Origin of the sequence: Pseudomonas sp. MYb541 (genome assembly GCF_037479595.1) — a bacterium.
GTDB classification, from domain to species: Bacteria; Pseudomonadota; Gammaproteobacteria; order Pseudomonadales; family Pseudomonadaceae; genus Aquipseudomonas; species Aquipseudomonas canadensis.
This window is the reverse complement of sequence record NZ_JBBGYS010000024.1, coordinates 1-21,826: the sequence shown is the minus strand read 5'-3', so window position 1 is coordinate 21,826 and position 21,826 is coordinate 1. Positions and strand designations below refer to the sequence as shown.

The 21,826-nt window shown below is 58.9% G+C and carries 21 protein-coding genes; 15 read left to right on the top strand and 6 right to left on the bottom strand.

Features of this window, described 5'->3' with window-relative positions; translation table 11 throughout:
* Nucleotides 1-258: 258 nt before the first annotated feature.
* The 3 genes from WH299_RS16205 to WH299_RS16195 all read right to left on the bottom strand — a co-directional run bounded on the left by WH299_RS16205 (nt 259) and on the right by WH299_RS16195 (nt 4,551).
* Nucleotides 259-1,887, bottom strand: a complete 1,629-nt coding sequence (locus tag WH299_RS16205) for an ABC transporter substrate-binding protein (protein WP_122686084.1) — start codon at nt 1,885-1,887, stop codon at nt 259-261.
* A gap of 258 nt (nt 1,888-2,145) precedes the next feature.
* The gene (locus WH299_RS16200; RefSeq protein ID WP_122723717.1) at nt 2,146-3,747 is read right to left on the bottom strand and encodes an ABC transporter substrate-binding protein; all 1,602 of its coding nucleotides are present in this window, start codon (nt 3,745-3,747) and stop codon (nt 2,146-2,148) included.
* A gap of 90 nt (nt 3,748-3,837) precedes the next feature.
* On the bottom strand, nt 3,838-4,551 hold the full coding sequence (locus tag WH299_RS16195; RefSeq protein WP_122723718.1) for an SIMPL domain-containing protein: 714 nt from the start codon (nt 4,549-4,551) through the stop codon (nt 3,838-3,840).
* Nucleotides 4,552-4,756: 205 nt separating this feature from the next.
* Here WH299_RS16195 and WH299_RS16190 point away from each other — a divergent pair, with 205 nt between their 5' ends.
* From WH299_RS16190 to WH299_RS16180, 3 genes are all read left to right on the top strand, one after another.
* Nucleotides 4,757-6,019, top strand: coding sequence for an ATP-binding protein (locus tag WH299_RS16190; RefSeq protein WP_016976240.1), 1,263 nt, complete (start codon nt 4,757-4,759; stop codon nt 6,017-6,019).
* Nucleotides 6,012-6,572, top strand: a complete 561-nt coding sequence (locus tag WH299_RS16185; protein WP_003171731.1) for a response regulator transcription factor — start codon at nt 6,012-6,014, stop codon at nt 6,570-6,572. The genes WH299_RS16190 and WH299_RS16185 overlap by 8 nt, the downstream gene beginning before the upstream one ends.
* Nucleotides 6,573-6,682: 110 nt before the next feature.
* Nucleotides 6,683-8,407 carry an SbmA/BacA-like family transporter gene (locus tag WH299_RS16180; RefSeq protein ID WP_122723719.1) on the top strand — a complete coding sequence of 575 codons (1,725 nt, stop codon included), beginning with the start codon at nt 6,683-6,685 and terminating at the stop codon, nt 8,405-8,407.
* A 98-nt stretch (nt 8,408-8,505) separates the two neighbouring features.
* Here WH299_RS16180 and WH299_RS16175 read toward each other — a convergent pair whose 3' ends face one another.
* Nucleotides 8,506-8,943, bottom strand: coding sequence for a YhcB family protein (locus WH299_RS16175; protein ID WP_003171734.1), 438 nt, complete (start codon nt 8,941-8,943; stop codon nt 8,506-8,508).
* Nucleotides 8,944-9,090: 147 nt separating this feature from the next.
* On the opposite strand from WH299_RS16175, the gene WH299_RS16170 reads away from it, so the two are divergent.
* The 3 genes from WH299_RS16170 to zapE all read left to right on the top strand — a co-directional run bounded on the left by WH299_RS16170 (nt 9,091) and on the right by zapE (nt 12,274).
* Nucleotides 9,091-9,720 (top strand): alpha/beta hydrolase, encoded by a 630-nt coding sequence (locus tag WH299_RS16170; protein ID WP_016976238.1) that lies wholly within the window; start codon nt 9,091-9,093, stop codon nt 9,718-9,720.
* A gap of 24 nt (nt 9,721-9,744) precedes the next feature.
* A complete protein-coding gene (locus WH299_RS16165; protein ID WP_028618832.1) occupies nt 9,745-11,100 on the top strand; it encodes a tryptophan--tRNA ligase in 1,356 nt (451 codons plus the stop codon).
* A gap of 79 nt (nt 11,101-11,179) precedes the next feature.
* Nucleotides 11,180-12,274, top strand: coding sequence for a cell division protein ZapE (gene zapE / locus WH299_RS16160; RefSeq protein ID WP_016976236.1), 1,095 nt, complete (start codon nt 11,180-11,182; stop codon nt 12,272-12,274).
* A gap of 79 nt (nt 12,275-12,353) precedes the next feature.
* Here zapE and WH299_RS16155 read toward each other — a convergent pair whose 3' ends face one another.
* A complete protein-coding gene (locus tag WH299_RS16155) occupies nt 12,354-13,274 on the bottom strand; it encodes a GlxA family transcriptional regulator (protein WP_174890977.1) in 921 nt (306 codons plus the stop codon).
* A gap of 220 nt (nt 13,275-13,494) precedes the next feature.
* On the opposite strand from WH299_RS16155, the gene WH299_RS16150 reads away from it, so the two are divergent.
* Nucleotides 13,495-14,631 (top strand): acyl-CoA dehydrogenase family protein, encoded by a 1,137-nt coding sequence (locus WH299_RS16150; protein WP_339550778.1) that lies wholly within the window; start codon nt 13,495-13,497, stop codon nt 14,629-14,631.
* A gap of 113 nt (nt 14,632-14,744) precedes the next feature.
* On the opposite strand, the gene WH299_RS16145 is transcribed toward WH299_RS16150, so the two are convergent.
* The gene (locus WH299_RS16145) at nt 14,745-15,785 is read right to left on the bottom strand and encodes an NADP(H)-dependent aldo-keto reductase (protein WP_122723722.1); all 1,041 of its coding nucleotides are present in this window, start codon (nt 15,783-15,785) and stop codon (nt 14,745-14,747) included.
* Between the two features lie 248 nt (nt 15,786-16,033).
* Between WH299_RS16145 and rplM the strand changes: the two genes are divergently transcribed.
* The 8 genes from rplM to WH299_RS16105 all read left to right on the top strand — a co-directional run.
* Complete coding sequence (rplM, locus tag WH299_RS16140; RefSeq protein WP_003188508.1) at nt 16,034-16,462, top strand: 50S ribosomal protein L13; 429 nt, start codon at nt 16,034-16,036, stop codon at nt 16,460-16,462.
* Nucleotides 16,463-16,476: 14 nt separating this feature from the next.
* Complete coding sequence (gene rpsI, locus WH299_RS16135) at nt 16,477-16,869, top strand: 30S ribosomal protein S9 (protein WP_002555064.1); 393 nt, start codon at nt 16,477-16,479, stop codon at nt 16,867-16,869.
* Between the two features lie 266 nt (nt 16,870-17,135).
* The gene (gene petA, locus WH299_RS16130) at nt 17,136-17,729 is read left to right on the top strand and encodes a ubiquinol-cytochrome c reductase iron-sulfur subunit (protein WP_038844905.1); all 594 of its coding nucleotides are present in this window, start codon (nt 17,136-17,138) and stop codon (nt 17,727-17,729) included.
* Entirely contained in the window at nt 17,729-18,940 is a 1,212-nt protein-coding gene (locus WH299_RS16125) for a cytochrome b (RefSeq protein WP_003171746.1), read from the top strand. Before petA ends, WH299_RS16125 begins: the two co-directional genes overlap by 1 nt.
* A complete protein-coding gene (locus WH299_RS16120; protein WP_122723723.1) occupies nt 18,940-19,719 on the top strand; it encodes a cytochrome c1 in 780 nt (259 codons plus the stop codon). Before WH299_RS16125 ends, WH299_RS16120 begins: the two co-directional genes overlap by 1 nt.
* A gap of 149 nt (nt 19,720-19,868) precedes the next feature.
* Complete coding sequence (locus tag WH299_RS16115; RefSeq protein ID WP_016971566.1) at nt 19,869-20,486, top strand: glutathione S-transferase N-terminal domain-containing protein; 618 nt, start codon at nt 19,869-19,871, stop codon at nt 20,484-20,486.
* Between the two features lie 17 nt (nt 20,487-20,503).
* The gene (locus WH299_RS16110; protein WP_122723724.1) at nt 20,504-20,923 is read left to right on the top strand and encodes a ClpXP protease specificity-enhancing factor; all 420 of its coding nucleotides are present in this window, start codon (nt 20,504-20,506) and stop codon (nt 20,921-20,923) included.
* 158 nt (nt 20,924-21,081) lie between these two features.
* Nucleotides 21,082-21,826 (top strand): FadR/GntR family transcriptional regulator (locus tag WH299_RS16105; protein WP_339550777.1); only part of this gene is annotated, 745 nt, incomplete at its 3' end.

Sequence of the window (21,826 nt, the reverse complement as noted above, 5' to 3'; positions counted from 1 at the left end):
CCGGCGTTTGGCCAGGGTGACATCGCTGATCCCACACGCAGCAAGTGCCTTTCCGCATTCGGAGCCTCTGCTGTCCTACAACGTTATGGGTCGCGGACCACGCAGTAAATGCGCCAAATCGGATTGACCTTGTAGGTAACGGCGTCACGCATCGCAGTTCGTTGCTGTAGGACGCAACGATTGCGGGCGTGGTCTGTTTCCTACGGTCCAGGCGGATGCAATAACGGCGACGTTAGGAAACGTCGCCGTCAATGATCCTTACTTGCCGCTGACGCTCACGCCGTAGAAGGAGTTCAAGCCAAACGGGCTGATCTTGAAGTCCTGCACGGTGGAACGCATGGGTTGATACACCGTCGAGTGCGCGATAGGTGTCATCGGGACAGCATCTTTGAGGATGTGTTGCGCCTGCTTATACAGCTCGGTGCGTTTGGCGACGTCCGACGTGGCCTTGGCTTCTTTTACGATGCCGTCGAATTTCTTGTCGCACCATTTGGAGAAGTTGTTACCAGACAGCGAATCACAGCCGAACAGCACGTTCAGCCAGTTGTCCGGGTCACCATTGTCACCGCTCCAGCCAATGATCATGGCCTGGTTCTCGCCACCTTTGGAGCGCTTGATGTACTCGCCCCACTCGTAGCTGGTGATCTTCACGTTGAGACCAATCTTCTTCCAGTCGTTCTGCAGCATTTCAGCCATCAGCTTGGCGTTCGGGTTGTACGGACGCTGAACCGGCATGGCCCACAGAACGATTTCGGTACCTTCCTTGACGCCGGCTTCCTTGAGCAGCGACTTGGCTTTCTCAGGGTCGTACTTGGCGTCCTTGATGGTGGTGTCATACGACCATTGGGTCGGTGGCATGGCGTTGACGGCCAGTTGGCCGGCGCCCTGGTACACGGAGTCGATGATTTGCTGCTTGTTCACCGACATGTCCAGCGCCTGGCGTACGCGCAGGTCAGCCAGTGGGTTTGGCTGGTCGCTGCCCTTGACCTTGTCCATGACGTTGTAGGCGATGTAGCCCAGGTTGAAACCGGCTTGGTGCGGCAGTTTCAGGTCCTTGTCATCGCCCAGCGCCTTGAGGTCGGCTGGACGTGGGAACAGGGTGATCTGGCATTCGTTTTTCTTCAGCTTCTGGATACGCACCGATGGGTCGGTGGTGATGGCGAAGATCAGGTTGTCGATCTTCACGTCGTCAGGTTTCCAGTAGTCCTTGTTGCCGGTGTAACGGATGTTCGAGTCTTTCTGGTAGCTCTTGAACACGAACGGGCCAGTGCCGATCGGCTTCTGGTTGATGTCGGCAGGCTTGCCTTCCTTGAGCAGTTGGGCGGCGTATTCAGCCGACTGGATCGACGCGAAGCTCATCGCCAGGTTCTGGATGAAAGCGGCGTCCACGGTACCAAGGGTGAACTTGACGGTGTGTTCGTCGACTTTTTCGATGTTCTTGATGTTGGTGTCCATCCCCATGTCCGTGAAGTACGGGAACTCGGTGGGGTAGGCTTTGCGGAACGGATCGTCCTTGTTGATCATGCGATTGAACGTGAACAGCACGTCATCGGCATTGAAGGTACGGGTCGGCTTGAAGTACGAGGTGGTGTGGAACTTGACGCCGTCACGCAGGTGGAAGGTGTAGGTCAAGCCATCCGGGGACACGTCCCAGCTGGTGGCCAGCCCAGGAATCACAGCGGTGCCGCCGCGTTCGAACTGGGTCAGACGGTTGAACATGGTTTCGGCCGAGGCATCGAAGTCTGTTCCGGTGGTGTACTGGCCTGGGTCGAAACCGGCCGGGCTCCCTTCGGAGCAGAACACCAGGTTAGTCGCCGCTTGGGCGAAAGGAGCTGCGGCCATAAGGCCAGCGCTAACAATTAACGGAATGACTGCGTGTTTAAGCATGTTGGCCTCATGATTTGTTGTCATTTTTGGTGGTGAGGGCGACCTCGTGAGTCGGCCTGCGGATACTTATGCAGGCGCCATACCCATTGCAAGATGCTGAACCGTTGTGAGGGTGAAACAGTGGTACGAACGTACAGGAATGTCGCAATTATGAAAGTTTGTACATATTTGCGCATATTTTGAGGGTTTTTTCGGTGCAACTGGCGCACCAAAAATGACCAACCGAGGCGTCTAGCGCACTCGGTTGGGGCGTTGCTGTTACTTATCTAGACTCACGCCGTAGAACGGTGTCAGCCCAAACGGGCTGATCTTGAAGTCTTTCACTTCCTTACGCAGTGGCTGGAAAACCGTCGAGTTCGCAATAGGCGTTATAGGTACTTGATCCTTAAGGATTTTCTGAGCCTGTTGATACCACTTGATGCGCTGCTCGCGGTCATTGCTGACCTTGGCTTGCTGCACCAGCTTGTCGTAGGCCGGGTTACACCATTTGGCGTAGTTGCTGCCCTTGACTGCGGCACAACTGTAGAGCACGCCCAGCCAGTTATCCGGGTCGCCATTGTCACCGGTCCAGCCATAAATCATGGCGTCGTGCTCACCGTTTTTGGCCCGTTTGATGTACTCGCCCCATTCATAACTGACGATATTGGCCTTGATACCGACCTTTTCCCAATCCTGCTGGATCATTTGTGCGGACATGCGCGCGTTGGGGTTGGAGGCGCGTTGCACGGTCATTGCCCACAGGTTGATGGTGGTACCTGGTGCAACCCCTGCTTCTTTTAGTAGCGCCTTGGCCTTCACCGGATCGTGAGGCGCGTCCTTGATGCTGGGGTCATAAGACCACTGCGCAGGCGGCAATGCGTTTTGCGCCAATTGTCCGGCGCTCTGGTACACGGCCTTGATGATCGCCGGCTTGTCGATGGCCATGTCCAGCGCCTGGCGCACCTTGAGCTGGTCCAACGGCGGATGGGTCACGTTGTAGGCCAGGAAACCCAGGTTGAAACCGGCTTGTTGCAGGACACGCAGGTTCGGGTCCTGTTTCATCACCTCGATATCCGCAGGGCGCGGGTAGCCGCTGACCTGGCATTCGCCGGCCTTGAGCTTTTGCAGGCGCGACGCCGCATCTGGCGTGATGGCGAACACCAGGTTGTCGAGCTTCACATCTTCGGGTTTCCAATACTGTTTATTGGCCACGTAGCGGATCTGCGAATCCTTCTGGTAGCGTTTGAACACGAACGGCCCGGTGCCTACCGGTTTCTGGTTGATCTCTTCGGCCTTGCCTTGCTTGAGCAGTTGCGCGGCGTATTCGGCGGACTGCACCGAGGCGAAGCTCATGGCCAGGTTCTGCACAAACGACGCATCGACGTTATTCAGGTTGAAGCGCACGGTGTGTTCGTCGAGTTTGTCGACGCGCTTGATCGTGGTGTTCAAGCCCATGTCGGTGAAGTACGGCGACTCGGAAGGGTAGGCCTGGCGAAACGGGCTTTGCGCATCCAGCAGGCGATTGAAGGTAAACAGCACATCATCCGCGTTGAAGTCGCGGGTAGGGGTGAAGAAATCGGTGGTGTGGAACTTGACGCCATCGCGCAGGTGGAAGGTGTAGGTCAGGCCGTCTTGGGAGATGTCCCAGCTCGTCGCCAGGCCAGGTTCGACTTCGGTGCCGCCGCGCTTGAACTGGGTCAGGCGGTTGAACACGGTTTCGGCCGAGGCGTCGAAGTCAGTGCCGCTGGTGTACTGGCTGGGGTCGAAACCGGCGGGGCTGGCTTCGGAGCAGTAGACCAGGGTGCTGGCGGCGTGGGCCATTGGCATAAAAGCCAGCAGGCCGGCAGCGAGGAGGAGCGGTTTTAAGGCGATTCTTTCCATGGAGACCCCTGAAGTGGCAGACATATATAAGCTGCCCAAACGAAAACGGCGCTACCGAGGGTAACGCCGTTCAGGTTTATCAGGTAGGGGTCACGGCATCTGCACTTCAATCATGCCATCGGCGATCATATTGACCTGGCTGGTGCCAGCCTCCACTTCAGGCGTCGGGGCTGAATCCGCCATGGCGGCTTTCATCATCATCCCGCCACGGGCGTAGGGCTGTGGATAACCATTGGTGTTGAAGTTCAGGTTGACGATCTTGTAGCCCTTGCCACCCAGCGCATCCGTTGCCAGTTGCGCGCGTGCTTTAAACGCGGTGACCGCATCCTTGAGCAGCGCATCTTCGCTGGACTTGCGCGTGGCGTCGGCGATAGCGAAGTCCATGCTGTCCATTTTCAGGGTATTCAGCAGTTCGCCGGTAAGCTTGGACAGTGCCGGAAAGTCCGCGCTTTCCAGGCGCAGTTCGGCGCGCTCACGCCAGCCGGTGATCTTCTGGTTTTTGCTGTCGTAGATCGGGTAGCTGTTGCGGCTGCCTTGGCGCAGGGTCACGCCTTTGACTTCGCGCGCCTGGCCGAGCGCCTTGTTCATGGTGGTGGTGATTTCAGCGGCGAGCTTGGCTGGGTCGCTGTTCTGGGATTCGGTGTACAGCGTCACGATCATCTTGTCGCGGGCCACCTCCTGGCTGACCTCGGCGCGCAGGGAAATCTGGTTGTAGTTCAGTGCGTCAGCGGCCAGTGCTGGCAGGCTGACCAGGGTGCCGACGCTAAGGGTGAGGGCGGCTGCACTGCGAGTGAAACGAGACATGGAAGCTCCTTGAGATAGTCGTGTTGGGTATGACTGTAGACGGTGGTATCGGGTTCTTCGGGTTTACACATTAGCTACAAGTTGTGGTGAGGCCGACGAACGGTCATTGGTCCGGCCTGCGGCAAAGAGCCACACACGCCGTGCCAGCCGGCCTGCTTCGTTTATACTCCTGCCGATCCGCCTGCAGCGCTCACCGGGAGAGCACATGCTCGCCGCCGTAAAACTGACTTCCGCCACTCGCCAGAACCTCTGGCGCCTGACGTTCATCCGTACCCTGGTCCTGGCCGCACAGGCTGGCTCCGTCGGGCTCGCCTATTGGTTCGACCTGCTGCCGCTGCCGTGGCTGCAACTGGGCGTGACCCTCGGTTTCTCCACCGTGCTTTGTGTGTTTACCGCGATCCGATTGCGTACCACCTGGCCGGTGACCGAGCTGGAATACGCCCTGCAATTGGCCTGCGACCTGTTTATCCATAGTGTGTTGCTGTATTTCTCCGGTGGTTCTACCAATCCGTTTGTTTCGTATTACCTGGTGCCACTGACCATCGCTGCCGTGACCTTGCCGTGGCGCTACTCGGTGGTGCTGTCGGGTATCGCCTTGACCCTTTACACCCTGCTGCTGGCGCGGTTCTACCCGCTGCAAACCTTCCCGATCGCTCGGGAAAACCTGCAGATCTACGGGATGTGGCTGAGTTTTGCGCTGTCCGCTGCGGTAATCACCTTCTTCGCCGCCCGCATGGCCGAAGAACTGCGCCGCCAGGAAGAACTGCGCGCCATTCGCCGTGAAGAAGGCCTGCGCGACCAGCAACTGTTGGCCGTCGCCACCCAAGCCGCCGGCGCCGCCCATGAGCTGGGCACACCCTTGGCCACCATGAGCGTGCTGCTCAACGAAATGACCCAGGACCACCACGACCCGGCACTGCAAGAAGACCTCGGTGTGCTGCGTGAACAGGTCAAGCAGTGCAAGCAGACCTTGCAGCAACTGGTGCGCGCCGCCGAAGCCAATCGCCGCCTGGCGGTGGAAATGCAGGACGTGACCCAGTGGCTCGACGAAGCCCTGAATCGCTGGCACCTGATGCGCCCCGAAGCCAGCTACCGCTTCCACCTGTTGGGCCAGGGCAGCGTGCCGCGCATGGCGCCGCCACCGGACCTGACCCAAGCCCTGCTCAACCTGCTGAACAACGCCGCCGACGCCTGCCCTGAAGGCCTGGGCGTACAGTTGGATTGGGACGCCGAAGACGTGACCATCAGTATTCGTGACCACGGCGCGGGCGTACCGTTGGCCATTGCCGAGCAGATCGGCAAACCCTTCTTTACCACCAAAGGCAAAGGCTTCGGCCTCGGCCTGTTTTTGAGCAAGGCCAGCGTGACCCGCGCGGGCGGCTCAGTGAAGCTCTATAGTCATGAGGAAGGTGGCACGCTCACCGAGCTGCGCCTGCCCCGTGTCGCACGAGGAGATATCGATGAGTGACGAGATCCAAGTCGAAGGCGAAGAACTGCCGCACCTGTTGCTGGTAGATGACGACGCCACCTTTACCCGCGTGATGGCGCGCGCCATGAGCCGTCGCGGTTTCCGCGTCAGCACCGCAGGGTCGGCCGAGGAAGGCCTGACCATCGCCCAGGCCGACCTGCCGGACTACGCCGCGCTCGACCTGAAGATGGACGGCGACTCCGGCCTGGTGCTGCTGCCCAAGCTGCTGGAACTCGACCCGGAAATGCGCGTGGTGATCCTCACCGGTTACTCCAGCATCGCCACCGCCGTCGAGGCGATCAAGCGCGGCGCCTGTAACTACCTGTGTAAGCCGGCGGATGCCGATGACGTACTGGCCGCCTTGCTCTCCGAACACGCTGACCTGGACACCCTGGTGCCGGAAAACCCAATGTCGGTGGACCGACTGCAGTGGGAACACATCCAGCGCGTGCTGACTGAGCACGAAGGCAACATCTCCGCCACTGCCCGCGCCCTGGGCATGCACCGCCGTACCTTGCAGCGCAAGTTGCAGAAGCGCCCGGTACGCCGCTGAGGCTGATCTGAACAACAGCTGAACAATCTGCTTCAGGCCGCACGGAGCCTCGAACTGATCAACTATGATCGGTTCGAACGCCTGTCACATTTTCTTACAGAGCCTGAACGATGAATCAGAACGCTGAGTATTCCGCGGTCAACGATGCGGTGCGTGGGCAATTTTTACGGCGGGTGTGGGGGTTGATCACGCCTTACTGGCGCAGCGAAGAAAAGGCTAAGGCCTGGCTGCTGCTGTTGGTAGTGCTGGGGTTGTCGCTGTTCAGTGTCGCCGTGTCGGTGTGGTTCAACAGCTGGAACCGCGATTTCTACAACGCGCTGGAAAACAAGGACTACGACGCCTTTACCCATCTGCTGATGTACTTCAGCGTAATTGCGGTGGTGTCGATAGTGACCGGCGTGTTTACGTCCTACCTGCAACAGATGCTCACCATCCGCTGGCGCCGCTGGCTGACGGAAACCTATTTCGCCCAGTGGCTGGGCCACAAGAATTACTACCACCTGGAATACGGCGGCTACACCGACAACCCCGACCAACGTATCTCCGAAGACCTCAATGCCTTTACCAGCAGCACCCTCACGCTGGGCTTGGGCTTTATCGCCAATCTGGTGAGCCTGGTGTCGTTCTCGGTGATCCTGTGGGGCGTGTCTGGCAGCATCGAAATCTGGGGCATTACCATTCCCGGCTACATGTTCTGGGCGGCGCTGATCTACGCGGTGATTGGCAGTTGGTTGACCCACTTGATCGGTCGAAAACTGATTGGCTTGAGCAACCGCCAACAACGCTTTGAGGCTGACTTGCGTTTCAGCCTGGTGCGCGTGCGGGAGAATGCGGAAAGCATCGCGCTGTTCAATGGCGAACCCAACGAACATCAGCAATTGAGCGCACGGTTCGGACGGGTGTGGAGCAACTTCTGGAACATCATGCAGCTCAAGAAACGCCTGAATTTTTTTACTAGCGGTTACTCCCAGATTGCGATCATCTTTCCCTTTGTGGTCGCGGCGCCACGTTACTTTTCCGGCAAGATCGAATTGGGCGTGCTCATGCAGGTGGCTCAGGCATTTGGCAGTGTGCAGGGCAGCCTGAGTTGGTTTGTCGATGCCTATACGCTGTTGGCCAGTTGGCGCGCCACCTGTGATCGTCTGCTGAGTTTCGGCCAGGCTATGCAGGACAACGAATGCCGCACCATGGGCATTGGTTTGCAGCATCAGGGCGACGACTTGCAGGTCAAGGACCTGAGCCTGGACCTGGCGGACGGTCGGCATTTGTTGCAAGGCGCCGACCTGACGGTGGCGGAAGGCGAGCGCCTGATGCTCAGTGGGCGTTCCGGCAGTGGCAAGTCGACCTTGCTACGCGCCATGGGCAACCTGTGGCCCAACGGCCACGGCAATATCCGCCTGCCGGCCGAACGTTATCTGTTCCTGCCGCAAAAACCTTACCTGCCGATTGGCACGCTAAAGGCGGTATTGAGTTATCCACAGGCCGACAGCGTTTACCCGGCCGAACGTTATGCACAGGTCCTGGAAACCTGCCGCCTGCCGCATCTGGTGGGCCGGCTGGAGGAGGCCAATCACTGGCAACGCATGCTCTCGCCGGGCGAACAGCAACGCCTGGCCTTTGCCCGCGCGTTGCTGTTCGCACCGCAATGGCTGTACATGGACGAAGCCACGTCGGCCATGGATGAAGAGGATGAAGCGACGCTGTATCAGGCGCTGATCGATCAGTTGCCGGGGCTGAGCATCGTCAGCGTCGGCCATCGCAGCAGCCTCAAGCGTTTCCATGGGCGGCATGTGCGGATCGAGGGTGGGATTTTGCAAGAACAGCCGATGGTCTGACGCGGTCCCTGTAGGCGGTGGTGTATGAGGGATCGTGACCCAACAAAAAGCCCGGCTGATCATCGATCAGCCGGGCTTTTTAGTGTTTGAAGAGTGAGTTACTTCTTCAAACCGTAATGCTCATCCAGCATGCCGGGGGCGTTCGGCGTCTTTGGCGCGTAGTCCCGTGGTGGCTCCTGGTTTTCCCGTGGCGGGGTCAAGCGCTCCCGTGGGGTTTGCGGTGCATCAGAATGCAACGCAGCCAGCAGGCGCTGGCGGGTGATGTCGTCGAGGGCCAGGCGGTTGGCGCCATCGGCGAGGTGATCCTGTACTTCCTGGTAGCTCTGGGTGAGCTTCTTGACCAGGGTCGCGGTGCTGTTGAAGTGGGTAACAACCTCGTTCTGATAACTGTCAAAACGTTCCTGAATGTCATCCAACTGACGCTGCGTGCGGTTAGGCGCGGCATTCGGCAGCAAGCGAGCAACCAGGAAACCAATGGCGACACCGGCAACCAGGGCAAGAGTCGGCAACAACCAAACTAAGAGCGAGTGTTCCACGAGTCCTTCCTCTATAAACGGCTTTGCTTTACGTTAACGGCTCAAACCTGCGCTGTATACCGCGATTAAGCTCGCAATGATGCCAAGCACAGACTTTTAGCTAGACGAGTCGACCCTTTGTGAGGTCACGGAGTTCATCTCTTGCTCATGCGTGAAACCCCCGTTTTGATCGATGGCCCGGTAGGCCAATTGGAAGCCCTGTACCTGGATCACCCCGAGCCACGTGGCCTGGCGCTGATCTGCCACCCGAACCCGGTGCAGGGTGGGACCATGCTCAATAAAGTGGTATCGACCCTGCAACGCACCGCCCGCGATGCCGGATTGATTACCTTGCGTTTCAATTACCGTGGCGTTGGCGCGAGTGCCGGCACCCACGACATGAGCACCGGTGAAGTGGATGACGCCGAAGCGGCCGCCACCTGGCTGCGGGAAAAACACCCGGACTTGCCGATCACCTTGCTCGGCTTTTCCTTCGGTGGTTACGTCGCTGCCAGTCTCGGCGGTCGCCTGGAAGCCAAGGGTGAAAAACTGTCACATTTGTTCATGGTTGCCGCAGCGGTGATGCGTCTGCGCGATACCGATGCGCTGCCACAGGGTTGCCCACTGACCCTGATCCAACCGGAAACCGACGAAGTGGTCGACCCACAGACCGTCTACGACTGGTCTGCAGCCCTGAAACGCCCCCATGAGCTGCTGAAAGTGGCAGAATGCGGACACTTTTTTCACGGCAAGCTCACCGATCTGAAGGATCTGGTGCTGCCGCGACTTTCGAATTGATAGCAGTCTGATAAGCGATTACCCATGACGACTCGTACCCGTATCCTCACCGGCATCACCACCACCGGCACGCCGCACCTGGGCAACTACGCCGGTGCGATCCGCCCGGCGATCCTCGCCAGCCAGGACGCCAATGCCGACTCCTTCTACTTCCTGGCCGACTACCACGCCCTGATCAAGTGCGATGACCCGCAGCGCATCCAGCGCTCGCGCATGGAAATCGCCGCGACCTGGCTGGCCGGTGGCCTGGATGTGAACCGGGTGACCTTCTATCGTCAGTCGGACATCCCGGAAATCCCCGAGCTGACCTGGCTGCTCACCTGCGTTGCCGCCAAGGGCCTGCTCAACCGCGCCCATGCGTACAAGGCCTCGGTGGACAAGAACGTGGAAGCCGGCGAAGACCCGGATGCGGGCATCAGCATGGGCCTGTACAGCTACCCTGTGCTGATGGCGGCGGACATCCTGATGTTCAACGCACACAAGGTGCCGGTCGGTCGCGACCAGATCCAGCACGTGGAAATGGCCCGTGATATCGGCCAGCGCTTCAACCACCTGTTCGGTAACGGTAAAGAATTCTTCACCATGCCCGAGGCGTTGATCGAAGAAAGCGTCGCTACCTTGCCGGGCCTGGATGGCCGCAAGATGTCGAAAAGCTACGACAACACCATCCCGTTGTTCACCAGCGCCAAGGACATGAAGGACGCGATTTCGCGCATCGTCACCGACTCCCGTGCGCCGGGCGAAGCCAAGGACCCGGACAATTCGCACCTGTTTACCCTGTACCAGGCGTTTGCCAGCAAAGCCCAGGAAGAAGAATTCCGCGCCGAACTGCTGCAAGGGCTGGGCTGGGGCGAGGCGAAGAACCGTCTGTTCCAACTGCTGGATGGCCAACTGGGCGAAGCCCGCGAGCGCTACCATCAATTGATGTCGCGCCCATCCGACATGGAAGACCTGCTGCTGATCGGCGCCAAGAAAGCGCGTGCCGTGGCGGCGCCGTTCCTGGCCGAGCTGCGTGAGGCGGTGGGCCTGCGTTCGTTCGTCAATCAAGCCGCAGCGCCAGTCGCGACCAAGAAGAAAGCCGCAAAAGCTGCGCGCTTCGTGAGCTTCCGCGAGGACGACGGCAGCTTCCGCTTCCGCCTGCTGGCGGCCGATGGCGAGCAACTGCTGCTGTCGCGCAACTTTGCTGACGGGAAAGCGGCGGGCGCGGTAACCAAGCAACTGCAAAACGGCGACGCCCTGGACGTACGCACCGAAGCCTTGGGCTTCAGCGTTTGGCTGGACGGTGCCGTGGTAGCCGACAGCGCCGAGTTCGTTGACGCCGCTTCCCGCGATGCGGCCATCGAAGCCTTGCGCGTTGCGTTGACCCCCCTCGAGGATTAACCCGACCAAGGGTTGATTGCCATTATCCAGGGCCGTCGTTACAGTGACGGCCCGTTTTTGTTGCCTTGCTAACGAAATTATGACGCCCCTAGAACGATATCAAGCTGATCTGAAACGCCCTGAGTTCTTCCATGACGCGGCCCAGGAAAACGCGGTGCGTCATTTGCAGCGCCTGTACGACGACTTGCTCGCGGCCTCGCAAAGCAAGCCTGGGATGTTCAGCAAGCTGTTTGGCAAGAAAGACCACACCCCGGTCAAAGGCCTGTACTTCTGGGGCGGCGTGGGGCGCGGCAAGACTTATTTGGTCGACACCTTCTTCGAAGCGCTGCCGTTCAAGGAAAAGGTGCGGACGCACTTCCACCGCTTCATGAAGCGCGTGCACGAAGAGATGAAGACCCTGCCGGGCGAGAAAAACCCGCTGACCATCATCGCCAAGCGTTTCTCCGAAGAGGCGCGGGTGATCTGCTTCGATGAATTCTTCGTCTCCGACATCACCGACGCCATGATCCTCGGCACCCTGATGGAAGAGCTGTTCAAGAACGGCGTGACCTTGGTCGCCACCTCGAACATCGTGCCCGACGGCTTGTACAAGGACGGCCTGCAACGCGCGCGCTTCCTGCCGGCCATCGCGCTGATCAAGCAGAACACCGAAATCGTCAACGTCGACAGCGGCGTCGACTACCGTCTGCGCCATCTGGAGCAAGCGGAGCTGTTCCACTTCCCGCTGAACGAAGCGGCCCACGAAAGCCTGAAAAAGAGCTTCCGCGCCCTCACGCCGGAATGCACCCAGGCGGTGGAAAACGACAAGCTGATGATCGAGAACCGCGAAATCATCGCGTTGCGTACTTGCGATGACGTGGCGTGGTTCGAATTCCGCCAACTGTGCGACGGCCCGCGTAGCCAGAACGACTACATCGAGCTGGGCAAGATCTTTCACGCGGTGATCTTGAGCGGTGTGGAGCAGATGAGCGTCACCACCGACGACATCGCGCGCCGTTTCATCAACATGGTCGACGAGTTCTACGACCGTAACGTGAAGCTGATCATCTCGGCGGAAGTCGAGTTGAAGGACCTGTACACCGGCGGGCGCCTGAACTTCGAGTTCCAGCGCACCTTGAGCCGCTTGTTGGAAATGCAGTCCCACGAATTCCTGTCGCGTGGGCACAAGCCGTAAGCAAATCTTCAGAAAAATGGAGATCAAAATGTGGGAGCTGGCTTGCCTGCTCCCACACTAGATTTGTGTTTGCCTCTGGTCAGGCAGCCTGCTGAAACTGCTGGCGATACTGGTTCGGCGACAACTCCGTGTGCTGCCGGAACAGCCGCGCAAAGAAACTCGCATCGTCGTAACCCACCTCATAACTGATGGTCTTGATGCTCTTGCGGCTGCCTGAGAGCAGGCCCTTTGCCGTCTCGATGCGCAGCCGTTGCAGGTAATGCAGCGGCTTGTCACCGGTAGCGGTCTGGAAGCGGCGCATGAAGTTGCGGATGCTCATGCCGTGTTCCCGGGCCACGTCTTCGAAGCGGAATTTGTCGGCGAAGTGTTCTTCGAGCCAGTGCTGGATCTGCAGGATGATCACGTCCTGATGCAGCTTCTGCCCGCCAAACCCGATGCGTCCCGGTGAATAGCTGCGCTGCACTTCATAGAGGATATCGCGGGCCACGGCTTGGGCGATGTTGGCGCCGCAGAAACGTTCGATCAGGTAGATATAGAGGTCGCACGCCGAGGTGGTGCCGCCGGCGCAATACAGGTTGTCGGCGTCGGTGAGGTGCTTGTCCTGGTTGAGCTGCACCTTGGGAAAGCGTTCGCTGAAGGCGTTGAAGAAGCGCCAGTAGGTGGTCGCTTCCTTGCCGTCGAGCAGACCGGCTTCGGCCAGCCAGAACACCCCGGTGGCTTCGCCGCACAATACGGCGCCGCGTGCGTGTTGCTCACGCAACCATGGCAGCACTTGTGGGTAGCGAGTGCACAAGGCGTCGAAGTCATCCCAGAAGGCCGGTAGCACGATGATGTCGGCGTCTTCCAGGCCGCCGTCCACCGGCATGATCACATCACTGAAGCTGCGTACCGATTGCCCGTCGGGGCTGACCAGGCGCGATTCGAACGCGGGAGTAAGGCCCAATCCTTGTTGCTTGCCGTAACGCAGGCTGGCGAGGTGGAAGAAATCCTTGGCTTGCATGAGGGTTGAAGCGAATACCCGATCAATGGCCAAAATGCTGACGCGCCGCAACGGCGTGGAGATTTGGTTAGACATAATTTCATTTATTCTTATAGGGGAAAGTGGTCACCAGACGGCTGGATCGTCTTATTTTTTGTCGCATGTGTCCAGTGTCCCGTGCTGCCTTCGCGGCATAGTCTCTGTGGGCTCGTCCTTGTCCGACAATCCACGCAGGTGACCCATGATTCCCAGAACCTTGTTCAGCCCGGAACACGAACTCTTCCGCGAGAGCGTGCGCACCTTCCTCGAAAAAGACGCCGCGCCGTTCCATGGGCAATGGGAGAAACAGGGCTACATCGACCGCAGCTTATGGAGCAAGGCGGGGGAGGCGGGGATGCTGTGTTCCCACCTGCCAGAAGAATATGGCGGGCTGGGCGCGGACTTTTTGTACAGCGCGGTGGTGATCGAGGAGATCAGCCGGCTGGGGCTGACCGGCATCGGTTTTTCCCTGCATTCGGATATTGTTGCGCCATATATCCTGCATTACGGCAGTGAGGCGTTGAAACACAAATACCTGCCCAAGTTGATCTCCGGTGAGATGGTCACGGCCATTGCAATGACCGAGCCGGGCGCCGGTTCCGACCTGCAAGGGGTGAAAACCACGGCAGTGCTGGACGGCAGTGACTACGTGATCAATGGCTCCAAAACCTTCATCACGAACGGCTATCTGGCCGAGCTGGTGATCGTGGTCGCCAAGACCGATCCCAAGGCGGGCGCCAAGGGCACCAGCCTGTTCCTCGTGGAAGCCGACACGCCGGGCTTCGACAAGGGCAAGCGCTTGGAAAAGGTGGGCATGAAGGCCCAGGACACCTCGGAGCTGTTCTTCCAGGATGTGCGGGTGCCCAAGGAAAACCTGCTCGGCCAGGCGGGCATGGGCTTCGCTTACCTGATGCAGGAGTTGCCGCAGGAGCGCCTGACCGTGGCGATTGGCGCGTTGTCGTCAGCCGAGGCGGCGTTGCAATGGACCCTGGAATACACCCGTGAGCGCAAGGCGTTTGGCAAGGCGATTGCGGACTTTCAGAACACGCGCTTCAAGCTGGCGGAGATGGCCACCGAGATTCAGATCGGCCGAGTATTCGTCGACAGGTGCATGGCGTTGCACCTGGAGGGCAAGCTGGATGTGCCCACGGCGGCGATGGCCAAGTACTGGGCCACCGACCTGCAATGCAAGGTGCTCGATGAGTGCGTGCAACTGCACGGCGGCTACGGCTTCATGTGGGAGTACCCGATTGCCCGGGCGTGGGCGGATGCGCGCGTGCAGCGCATTTATGCGGGGACCAATGAGATCATGAAGGAGATCATTGCGCGGGCGCTTTGAGCTTGTGGGGCTTTTAAGGGCGCCATCGCAGGCAAGCCAGCTCCCACATTTTGGCGCGTGAACACCGTGAGATGTGGGAGCTGGCTTGCCTGCGATAGCGATCTAACGGTCAATCAAGGCGCTGGGTTTGGGTGATCCTTCTGAATCGCTTCAATCCCTTCCAATACCTCTTTCGACAGTTTCAGATCAGCACTGGCAATGTTGCTGTCCAGCTGCTCCAGGCTGGTGGCGCCAATGATATTGCTGGTCACGAATGGCTGCTGGGTCACGAACGCCAGCGCCATTTGCGCCGGGTCCAGGCCGTGTTCGCGTGCCAGTGCCACATACCTGCTGCACGCCGCCTCCGACTGCGGGTTGAAGTAGCGGCTGAAGCGGCTGTATTCCGTCAGGCGTGCCTTTGCCGGGCGCGCGCCGTTTTCGTACTTGCCGCTGAGCATGCCGAACGCCAGTGGCGAGTAGGCCAGCAAACCGCACTGTTCACGGATCGCGACTTCCGCCAGGCCCACTTCAAAGCTGCGGTTGAGCAGGTTGTAGGGGTTCTGGATCGACACCGCGCGGGTCCAGCCACGGGCTTCAGCCAGGGCCAGGAATTTCATGGTGCCCCACGGCGTTTCGTTGGACAGGCCGATGTGGCGGATCTTGCCGGCCTTCACTTGCTCGTCCAGCGCTTCGAGGGTTTCTTCCAGCGGGGTGAGGTCGTCTTCGTCCTTGTGCTTGTAGCTCAGTTGGCCGAAGAAGTTGGTGCTGCGTTCCGGCCAGTGCAGTTGGTAGAGGTCGATCCAGTCGGTCTGCAGACGTTTGAGGCTGGCATCCAGGGCGTCGACGATGTGCTTGCGGTTGTGGCGCAGGTGGCCATCGCGGATGTAGTCGATGGTGTTGCCGGGGCCGGCGATCTTGCTGGCCAGGATCCAGTCGGCACGGTCGCCACGGCTTTTGAAGTAATTACCGATGTAGCGCTCGGTGGTGGCATAGGTGTCGGCCTTGGGCGGCACCGGGTACATTTCGGCCGTGTCGAGGAAGTTGATCCCCGCGCCTTTGGCCCGCTCGATCTGCGCGAAGGCCTCTGCCTCGCTGTTCTGCTCGCCCCAGGTCATGGTGCCCAAGGCTATCGCGCTCACGTTCAGATCCGTACGGCCCAGCTGTCGATAATCCATCGGGTACTCCTTCAGGGAAAACAATCATAAAAGCAGGTTGAATTTTTTTTCGCAATCTGCATAATTGCCCACCTCTTTCTGCAGTGGAAGTGATGCGCCGCCTGCCGAAGAATCTTGCCGTTGAACGGACGCGCCGACCCGAGCCCCCGATAGCGTCTGTATCCGGCTGCCTTTGACTTGTCAAAGTACGCACTATTCAGTAAGATCCGCCGTCTAATTTACAGGGCGGCCCCTGAGGCTATTAAAGAATGACAACTTTTACTGCAAAACCGGAAACAGTTCAGCGCGACTGGTTTGTCGTCGACGCCGCTGGTCAGACCCTGGGTCGTCTGGCCACTGAAGTCGCCAGCCGTCTGCGTGGCAAGCACAAGCCTGAGTACACCCCTCACGTTGATACCGGTGACTACATTGTCATCATCAACGCTGAGCAGGTTCGTGTAACCGGCAACAAAGCAAGCGACAAAATGTACTACCGTCACTCCGGTTTCCCAGGCGGTATCAAGTCTTCCAACTTCGAAGGCCTGATTGCCAAGAAGCCTGAAGCCCCGATCGAAATCGCGGTCAAAGGCATGCTGCCTAAGGGCCCACTGGGTCGCGATATGTTTCGCAAGCTGAAAGTCTATGCGGGCGCTGTACACCCTCATGCTGCTCAGCAGCCCCAAGAACTGAAGTTTTAACGGAATAGTTCATTATGTCGGCGACTCAAAATTACGGCACTGGCCGTCGCAAAACCGCAACCGCTCGCGTTTTCCTGCGTCCGGGTACTGGTAACATCTCGATCAACAACCGCTCCCTGGACAACTTCTTCGGCCGCGAAACTGCCCGCATGGTAGTTCGTCAGCCGCTGGAACTGACCGAGACCGTTGAAAAGTTCGACATCTACGTCACCGTTATCGGTGGCGGTGTAAGTGGTCAAGCTGGCGCAATCCGCCACGGTATCACTCGCGCTCTGATGCAGTACGACGAAACCCTGCGTGGCGCTCTGCGCAAAGCTGGCTTCGTGACTCGCGATGCCCGTGAAGTTGAACGTAAGAAAGTCGGTCTGCGTAAAGCGCGTAAGCGTCCGCAGTACTCGAAGCGTTAATTCGCTTTACGTTCCACAAAAACGCCCAGCCTCCTCACGGAGCTGGGCGTTTTTTATTGCCTGCGATTTATGCATAAAAATCGCCGTGACAACTTGCCACATCCGTAGACCCCCTATACTACAAGGCCTGGAGGCTGAGCTCCCGGCAATTCCCTTGTCAGACGTGGGGCTTTTCATTACCATTCGGCAAAATTTTTATAAGTAAAGATTCAACACTTAGTAGACGCCTGATTTAACAGGCCAAAAAGCTGATGGGAGAGGACTGAATGAGCAATGACGGCGTGAATGCAGGCCGGCGTCGCTTCTTGGTAGCAGCCACATCCGTGGTGGGTGCTGCAGGAGCGGTGGGGGCTGCGGTCCCGTTCGTGGGGTCATGGTTTCCCAGTGCCAAGGCGAAAGCCGCAGGTGCACCGGTGAAGGTGAATATCAGCAAGATCGAGCCAGGGCAGCAGATGATTGCTGAATGGCGCGGCCAGCCGGTCTTCATTGTTCGTCGTACTGAGGAAATCCTGGGGAATCTCAAAAAGATTGAAGGCCAGTTGTCTGACCCCAAATCCGAGAAGTCCGACCAACCCGCCTACGCCAAGAACGAAGTGCGTTCGATCAAGCCGGAGATCCTGCTGCTGGTCGGTCTCTGTACTCACCTGGGGTGCTCGCCTACCTTCCGCCCGGAAGTGGCCCCTGTCGATCTGGGCAAGGATTGGGTCGGCGGTTATTTCTGTCCGTGCCACGGCTCGCACTACGACCTTGCTGGTCGCGTCTACAAATCCCAGCCAGCGCCTTTGAATTTGCCGGTTCCTCCGCACAACTACGAATCTGACGACATCATTGTCATTGGCCTCGACAAGGAGAACGCGTGATGAGCAAGTTCATGGATTGGGTGGATGCGCGCTTCCCCGCTACTAAAATGTGGGAAGACCATCTCAGCAAATATTACGCGCCGAAAAACTTCAACTTCTTCTACTTCTTCGGCTCCCTGGCGCTGCTGGTGCTGGTCAACCAGATCGTCACCGGCGTTTGGTTGACGATGAGCTACACCCCGTCGGCGGAAGAGGCGTTTGCCTCCGTCGAGTACATCATGCGGGACGTCGAGTACGGCTCGATCCTGCGCCTGTTGCACTCTACCGGCGCCTCGGCGTTCTTTATCGTCGTCTACCTGCACATGTTCCGCGGCCTGCTCTACGGCTCCTACCAGAAGCCTCGTGAGCTGGTGTGGGTGTTTGGCATGCTGATCTACCTGGCGCTGATGGCCGAAGCCTTCATGGGTTACCTGCTGCCGTGGGGCCAGATGTCGTACTGGGGCGCCCAGGTGATCATCTCGCTGTTCGGTGCGATTCCGGTGATCGGCAATGACCTGACGCAGTGGATCCGTGGTGACTACCTGATCTCGGGCATCACCCTGAACCGCTTCTTCGCCCTGCACGTGGTGGCCTTGCCGATCGTGATCCTGGGCCTGGTGGTATTGCACATCCTGGCGCTGCACGAAGTGGGTTCCAACAACCCGGATGGCGTGGACATCAAGAAGCACAAGGACGAAAACGGCATCCCGCTGGATGGCATTCCGTTCCACCCCTACTACACCGTGAAAGACATTGTCGGCGTGGTGGTGTTCTTGTTCGTGTTCTGCTCGATCGTGTTCTTTTTCCCGGAGATGGGCGGGTATTTCCTGGAGAAGCCTAACTTCGAACAGGCCAACGCCTTCAAGACACCTGAGCACATTGCCCCAGTCTGGTACTTCACGCCGTTCTACGCGATCTTGCGGGCGATCCCGGACAAGCTCATGGGCGTGATCGCCATGGGCGCGGCCATCGCGGTGCTGTTCGTGCTGCCTTGGCTCGACCGAAGCCCGGTCAAGTCCATGCGCTACAAGGGCTGGCTGAGCAAGATCTGGCTGTGGGTGTTCTGCATTGCGTTCGTGATCCTGGGTGTGCTGGGCGTATTGGCGCCGACCCCTGAGCGTACGTTGCTGTCGCAGGTCTGCACCTTCCTGTACTTCGCCTACTTCATTCTGATGCCGTTCTACACCCGGCTCGAGAAGACCAAACCGGTTCCGGAAAGGGTGACTGGCTGATGAAAAAGTTATTCGTTGCATTGATGCTTGCGGCCTTGCCGCTACTGTCCTTCGCTGCCGAGCACGGCGGACCGGAACTGGAAAAAGTCGATATCGACGTATCGGACAAGGCTGCCATGCAAGACGGCGCACGCACGTTCGCCAACTACTGCATGGGCTGTCACAGCGCCAAGTTCCAGCGTTACGAACGGGTTGCCGATGACCTCGGCATCCCCCATGAAACGATGCTGGAGAAGCTGGTGTTCACCGGCGCCAAGATCGGCGACCACATGACCATCGGCATGAAGCCTGCGGACGCCAAGACCTGGTTCGGCGCAGCACCGCCTGACTTGACCCTGGTGGCTCGTGTACGCGGCACCGACTGGCTCTATGGCTACCTGAAATCCTTCTACGAAGACCCGGCACGTCCGTATGGCGTGAACAACCGTGTGTTCCCGAACGTCGGTATGCCTAACGTTCTGGTCGGCCTGCAAGGCAAGCAAGTGGTAGGATGCAAGCAGATCCAGGTCGTTGAAGACGGCAAGAAGCAATACGATCCGTTGACCGGCACGCCTTTGACTCATGAAGCGTGCGATCAACTGAAGATAGAAACCCCAGGTTCGTTGACAGACGAGCAGTTTGACGAGAAGGTCAAGAACCTTGTGACCTTCCTGGCCTACTCGGCCAACCCGGTCAAACTGGAGCATCAGCGCATCGGCACCTATGTGTTGCTGTACCTGGCCTTCTTCTTCGTATTCGCCTATCTGCTCAAACGCGAATACTGGAAGGATGTGCATTGATCCAACCGTAAGCAATTGCTGTTAATCTTGCGCGCCCAGCGGCATCTCTGAATACGTAGCGACCTGGTTGAACCGGTTGTTACAGAGATGCTCTCTGGGCGCGCTCGTTTTTGAGCTTTCGATAATTTCAACAAGCGAGGAGGACCGCCATGGGCGTGACCAATCGGTTGGCCTGTTACTCCGACCCCGCCGACCACTATTCCCACCGAGTACGCATCGTGCTCGCAGAGAAGGGTGTCAGCGCCGAGATCATCAGTGTGGAGGCGGGCCGTCAGCCGCCAAAACTGATCGAAGTGAACCCTTACGGCAGCTTGCCCACCCTGGTCGATCGTGACTTGGCGTTGTGGGAGTCAACCGTGGTGATGGAATACCTGGATGAGCGTTACCCGCATCCGCCTTTGCTGCCGGTGTACCCGGTGGCGCGTGCCAACAGTCGCCTGCTGATCCATCGGATCCAGCGTGACTGGTGCGGGCTGGTGGATGTGATTCTGGATTCGCGTACAAAAGAAGCGGTTCGGGTGCAGGCGCGTAAGGAATTGCGCGAGAGCCTGACCGGCGTTTCGCCATTGTTCGCTGATAAGCCTTTTTTCCTCAGTGAGGAACAAAGTTTGGTGGATTGCTGCCTATTACCGATACTCTGGCGCTTGCCGATTCTCGGTATTGAACTGCCGCGGCCTGCCAAGCCGCTGCTTGATTACATGGAGCGCCAGTTTGCGCGTGAGGCTTTCCAGGCAAGTCTGTCTGGTGTCGAACGCGATATGCGCTAAGGCTTAAGGAGCCGCTGATGAACTCCAGTCGACCCTACTTGGTCCGCGCGCTCTATGAGTGGATTGTGGACAACGATTGCACCCCGCACATGCTGGTCAATTCCGAATTTCCTGCGGTTCAGGTGCCGGAGGGTTTTGCCAGTGATGGGCAGATTGTGCTGAACGTATCGCCGAGTGCCGTGCGCAGCCTGCACATGGACAACAAAGTCGTGAAGTTCGAAGGGCGTTTCGGCGGCGTGCCGCATACGCTGTCCGTGCCGATTGGCGCCATCCTCGGCATCTATGCCCGGGAGAACGGCCAAGGCATGGTGTTCGATCTGGAGTCGCCTTTCGAGGGTGACGAATCGATCGAAAACGAAGACGGCGATGATCAGCCGCCACCGGATTCCGAGCCACCGCGCCCTAGCGGTCGGCCGAGTCTTAAAGTGGTGAAGTAATGAGCTTCCCCTCTGGGGCGAGCTGAAAAAATACCTCGACGTGTGTCGGGGTATTTTTTTGCGCGAAGGATAGGGATGAAAGTCGCGCCTGGACGGTGATCGTACAACCACCATGGGCTATGATGCGTGCTCAAGCTCACCGAGAAAGATGATCCATCATGGAAAACGCCAACACCGCCCCTCGTCTTCCCCGCAAGCGCCGCAGCCTTGCCCAGGAATTGGTCACGGTGTTGTCCGAGCAGATCCGCGACGGCCAGCTCAAGCGAGGCGACAAGTTGCCCACCGAGTCGGCGATCATGGACGCCCATGGGGTGAGCCGAACCGTGGTGCGAGAAGCGATCTCGCGCTTGCAGGCGGCGGGGCAGGTGGAAACCCGGCACGGTATCGGCACCTTTGTGCTGGATACGCCAAGCCCGAGCGGTTTCCGTATCGACCCGGCCACCGTGGTGACCCTGCGTGATGTGCTGGCGATCCTGGAGTTGCGGATCAGCCTGGAGGTGGAGTCCGCAGGTCTAGCCGCATTGCGCCGCAGCGATGAACAACTGGCCGCCATGCGCGCAGCGCTCGATGCCCTGAATGAAAGCGCGGCTCACGCCGGTGACGCAGTGGCCTCCGACTTTGCATTCCACCTGGAAATTGCCCTGTCCACCGGCAACCGCTACTTCACCGACATCATGACCCACCTGGGCACCAGCATCATTCCACGCACCCGCCTGAATTCGGCGCGCCTGGCCCATGATGACCAGCAGCACTACATGGGACGCTTGAGTCGTGAGCATGAAGAGATTTACGAGGCGATTGCGCGTCAGGACTCGGACGCGGCGCGGGCGGCGATGCGGTTGCATTTGACCAATAGCCGCGAGCGGCTGCGCCATGCCCATGAAGAGGCAGAAGCGCAGCGCG

Excerpts from the sequence above, each read along its gene's own strand:
- WH299_RS16205 (WP_122686084.1), bottom strand. The coding sequence starts at position 1,887 with ATGCTTAAACACGCAGTCATTCCGTTAATTGTTAGCGCTGGCCTTATG.
- WH299_RS16200 (WP_122723717.1), bottom strand. The coding sequence starts at position 3,747 with ATGGAAAGAATCGCCTTAAAACCGCTCCTCCTCGCTGCCGGCCTGCTG.
- WH299_RS16195 (WP_122723718.1), bottom strand. The coding sequence starts at position 4,551 with ATGTCTCGTTTCACTCGCAGTGCAGCCGCCCTCACCCTTAGCGTCGGC.
- WH299_RS16190 (WP_016976240.1), top strand. The coding sequence starts at position 4,757 with ATGCTCGCCGCCGTAAAACTGACTTCCGCCACTCGCCAGAACCTCTGG.
- WH299_RS16185 (WP_003171731.1), top strand. The coding sequence starts at position 6,012 with ATGAGTGACGAGATCCAAGTCGAAGGCGAAGAACTGCCGCACCTGTTG.
- WH299_RS16180 (WP_122723719.1), top strand. The coding sequence starts at position 6,683 with ATGAATCAGAACGCTGAGTATTCCGCGGTCAACGATGCGGTGCGTGGG.
- WH299_RS16170 (WP_016976238.1), top strand. The coding sequence starts at position 9,091 with ATGCGTGAAACCCCCGTTTTGATCGATGGCCCGGTAGGCCAATTGGAA.
- WH299_RS16165 (WP_028618832.1), top strand. The coding sequence starts at position 9,745 with ATGACGACTCGTACCCGTATCCTCACCGGCATCACCACCACCGGCACG.
- zapE (WP_016976236.1), top strand. The coding sequence starts at position 11,180 with ATGACGCCCCTAGAACGATATCAAGCTGATCTGAAACGCCCTGAGTTC.
- WH299_RS16155 (WP_174890977.1), bottom strand. The coding sequence starts at position 13,274 with ATGCAAGCCAAGGATTTCTTCCACCTCGCCAGCCTGCGTTACGGCAAG.
- WH299_RS16150 (WP_339550778.1), top strand. The coding sequence starts at position 13,495 with ATGATTCCCAGAACCTTGTTCAGCCCGGAACACGAACTCTTCCGCGAG.
- WH299_RS16145 (WP_122723722.1), bottom strand. The coding sequence starts at position 15,785 with ATGGATTATCGACAGCTGGGCCGTACGGATCTGAACGTGAGCGCGATA.
- rplM (WP_003188508.1), top strand. The coding sequence starts at position 16,034 with ATGACAACTTTTACTGCAAAACCGGAAACAGTTCAGCGCGACTGGTTT.
- rpsI (WP_002555064.1), top strand. The coding sequence starts at position 16,477 with ATGTCGGCGACTCAAAATTACGGCACTGGCCGTCGCAAAACCGCAACC.
- petA (WP_038844905.1), top strand. The coding sequence starts at position 17,136 with ATGAGCAATGACGGCGTGAATGCAGGCCGGCGTCGCTTCTTGGTAGCA.
- WH299_RS16125 (WP_003171746.1), top strand. The coding sequence starts at position 17,729 with ATGAGCAAGTTCATGGATTGGGTGGATGCGCGCTTCCCCGCTACTAAA.
- WH299_RS16120 (WP_122723723.1), top strand. The coding sequence starts at position 18,940 with ATGAAAAAGTTATTCGTTGCATTGATGCTTGCGGCCTTGCCGCTACTG.
- WH299_RS16115 (WP_016971566.1), top strand. The coding sequence starts at position 19,869 with ATGGGCGTGACCAATCGGTTGGCCTGTTACTCCGACCCCGCCGACCAC.
- WH299_RS16110 (WP_122723724.1), top strand. The coding sequence starts at position 20,504 with ATGAACTCCAGTCGACCCTACTTGGTCCGCGCGCTCTATGAGTGGATT.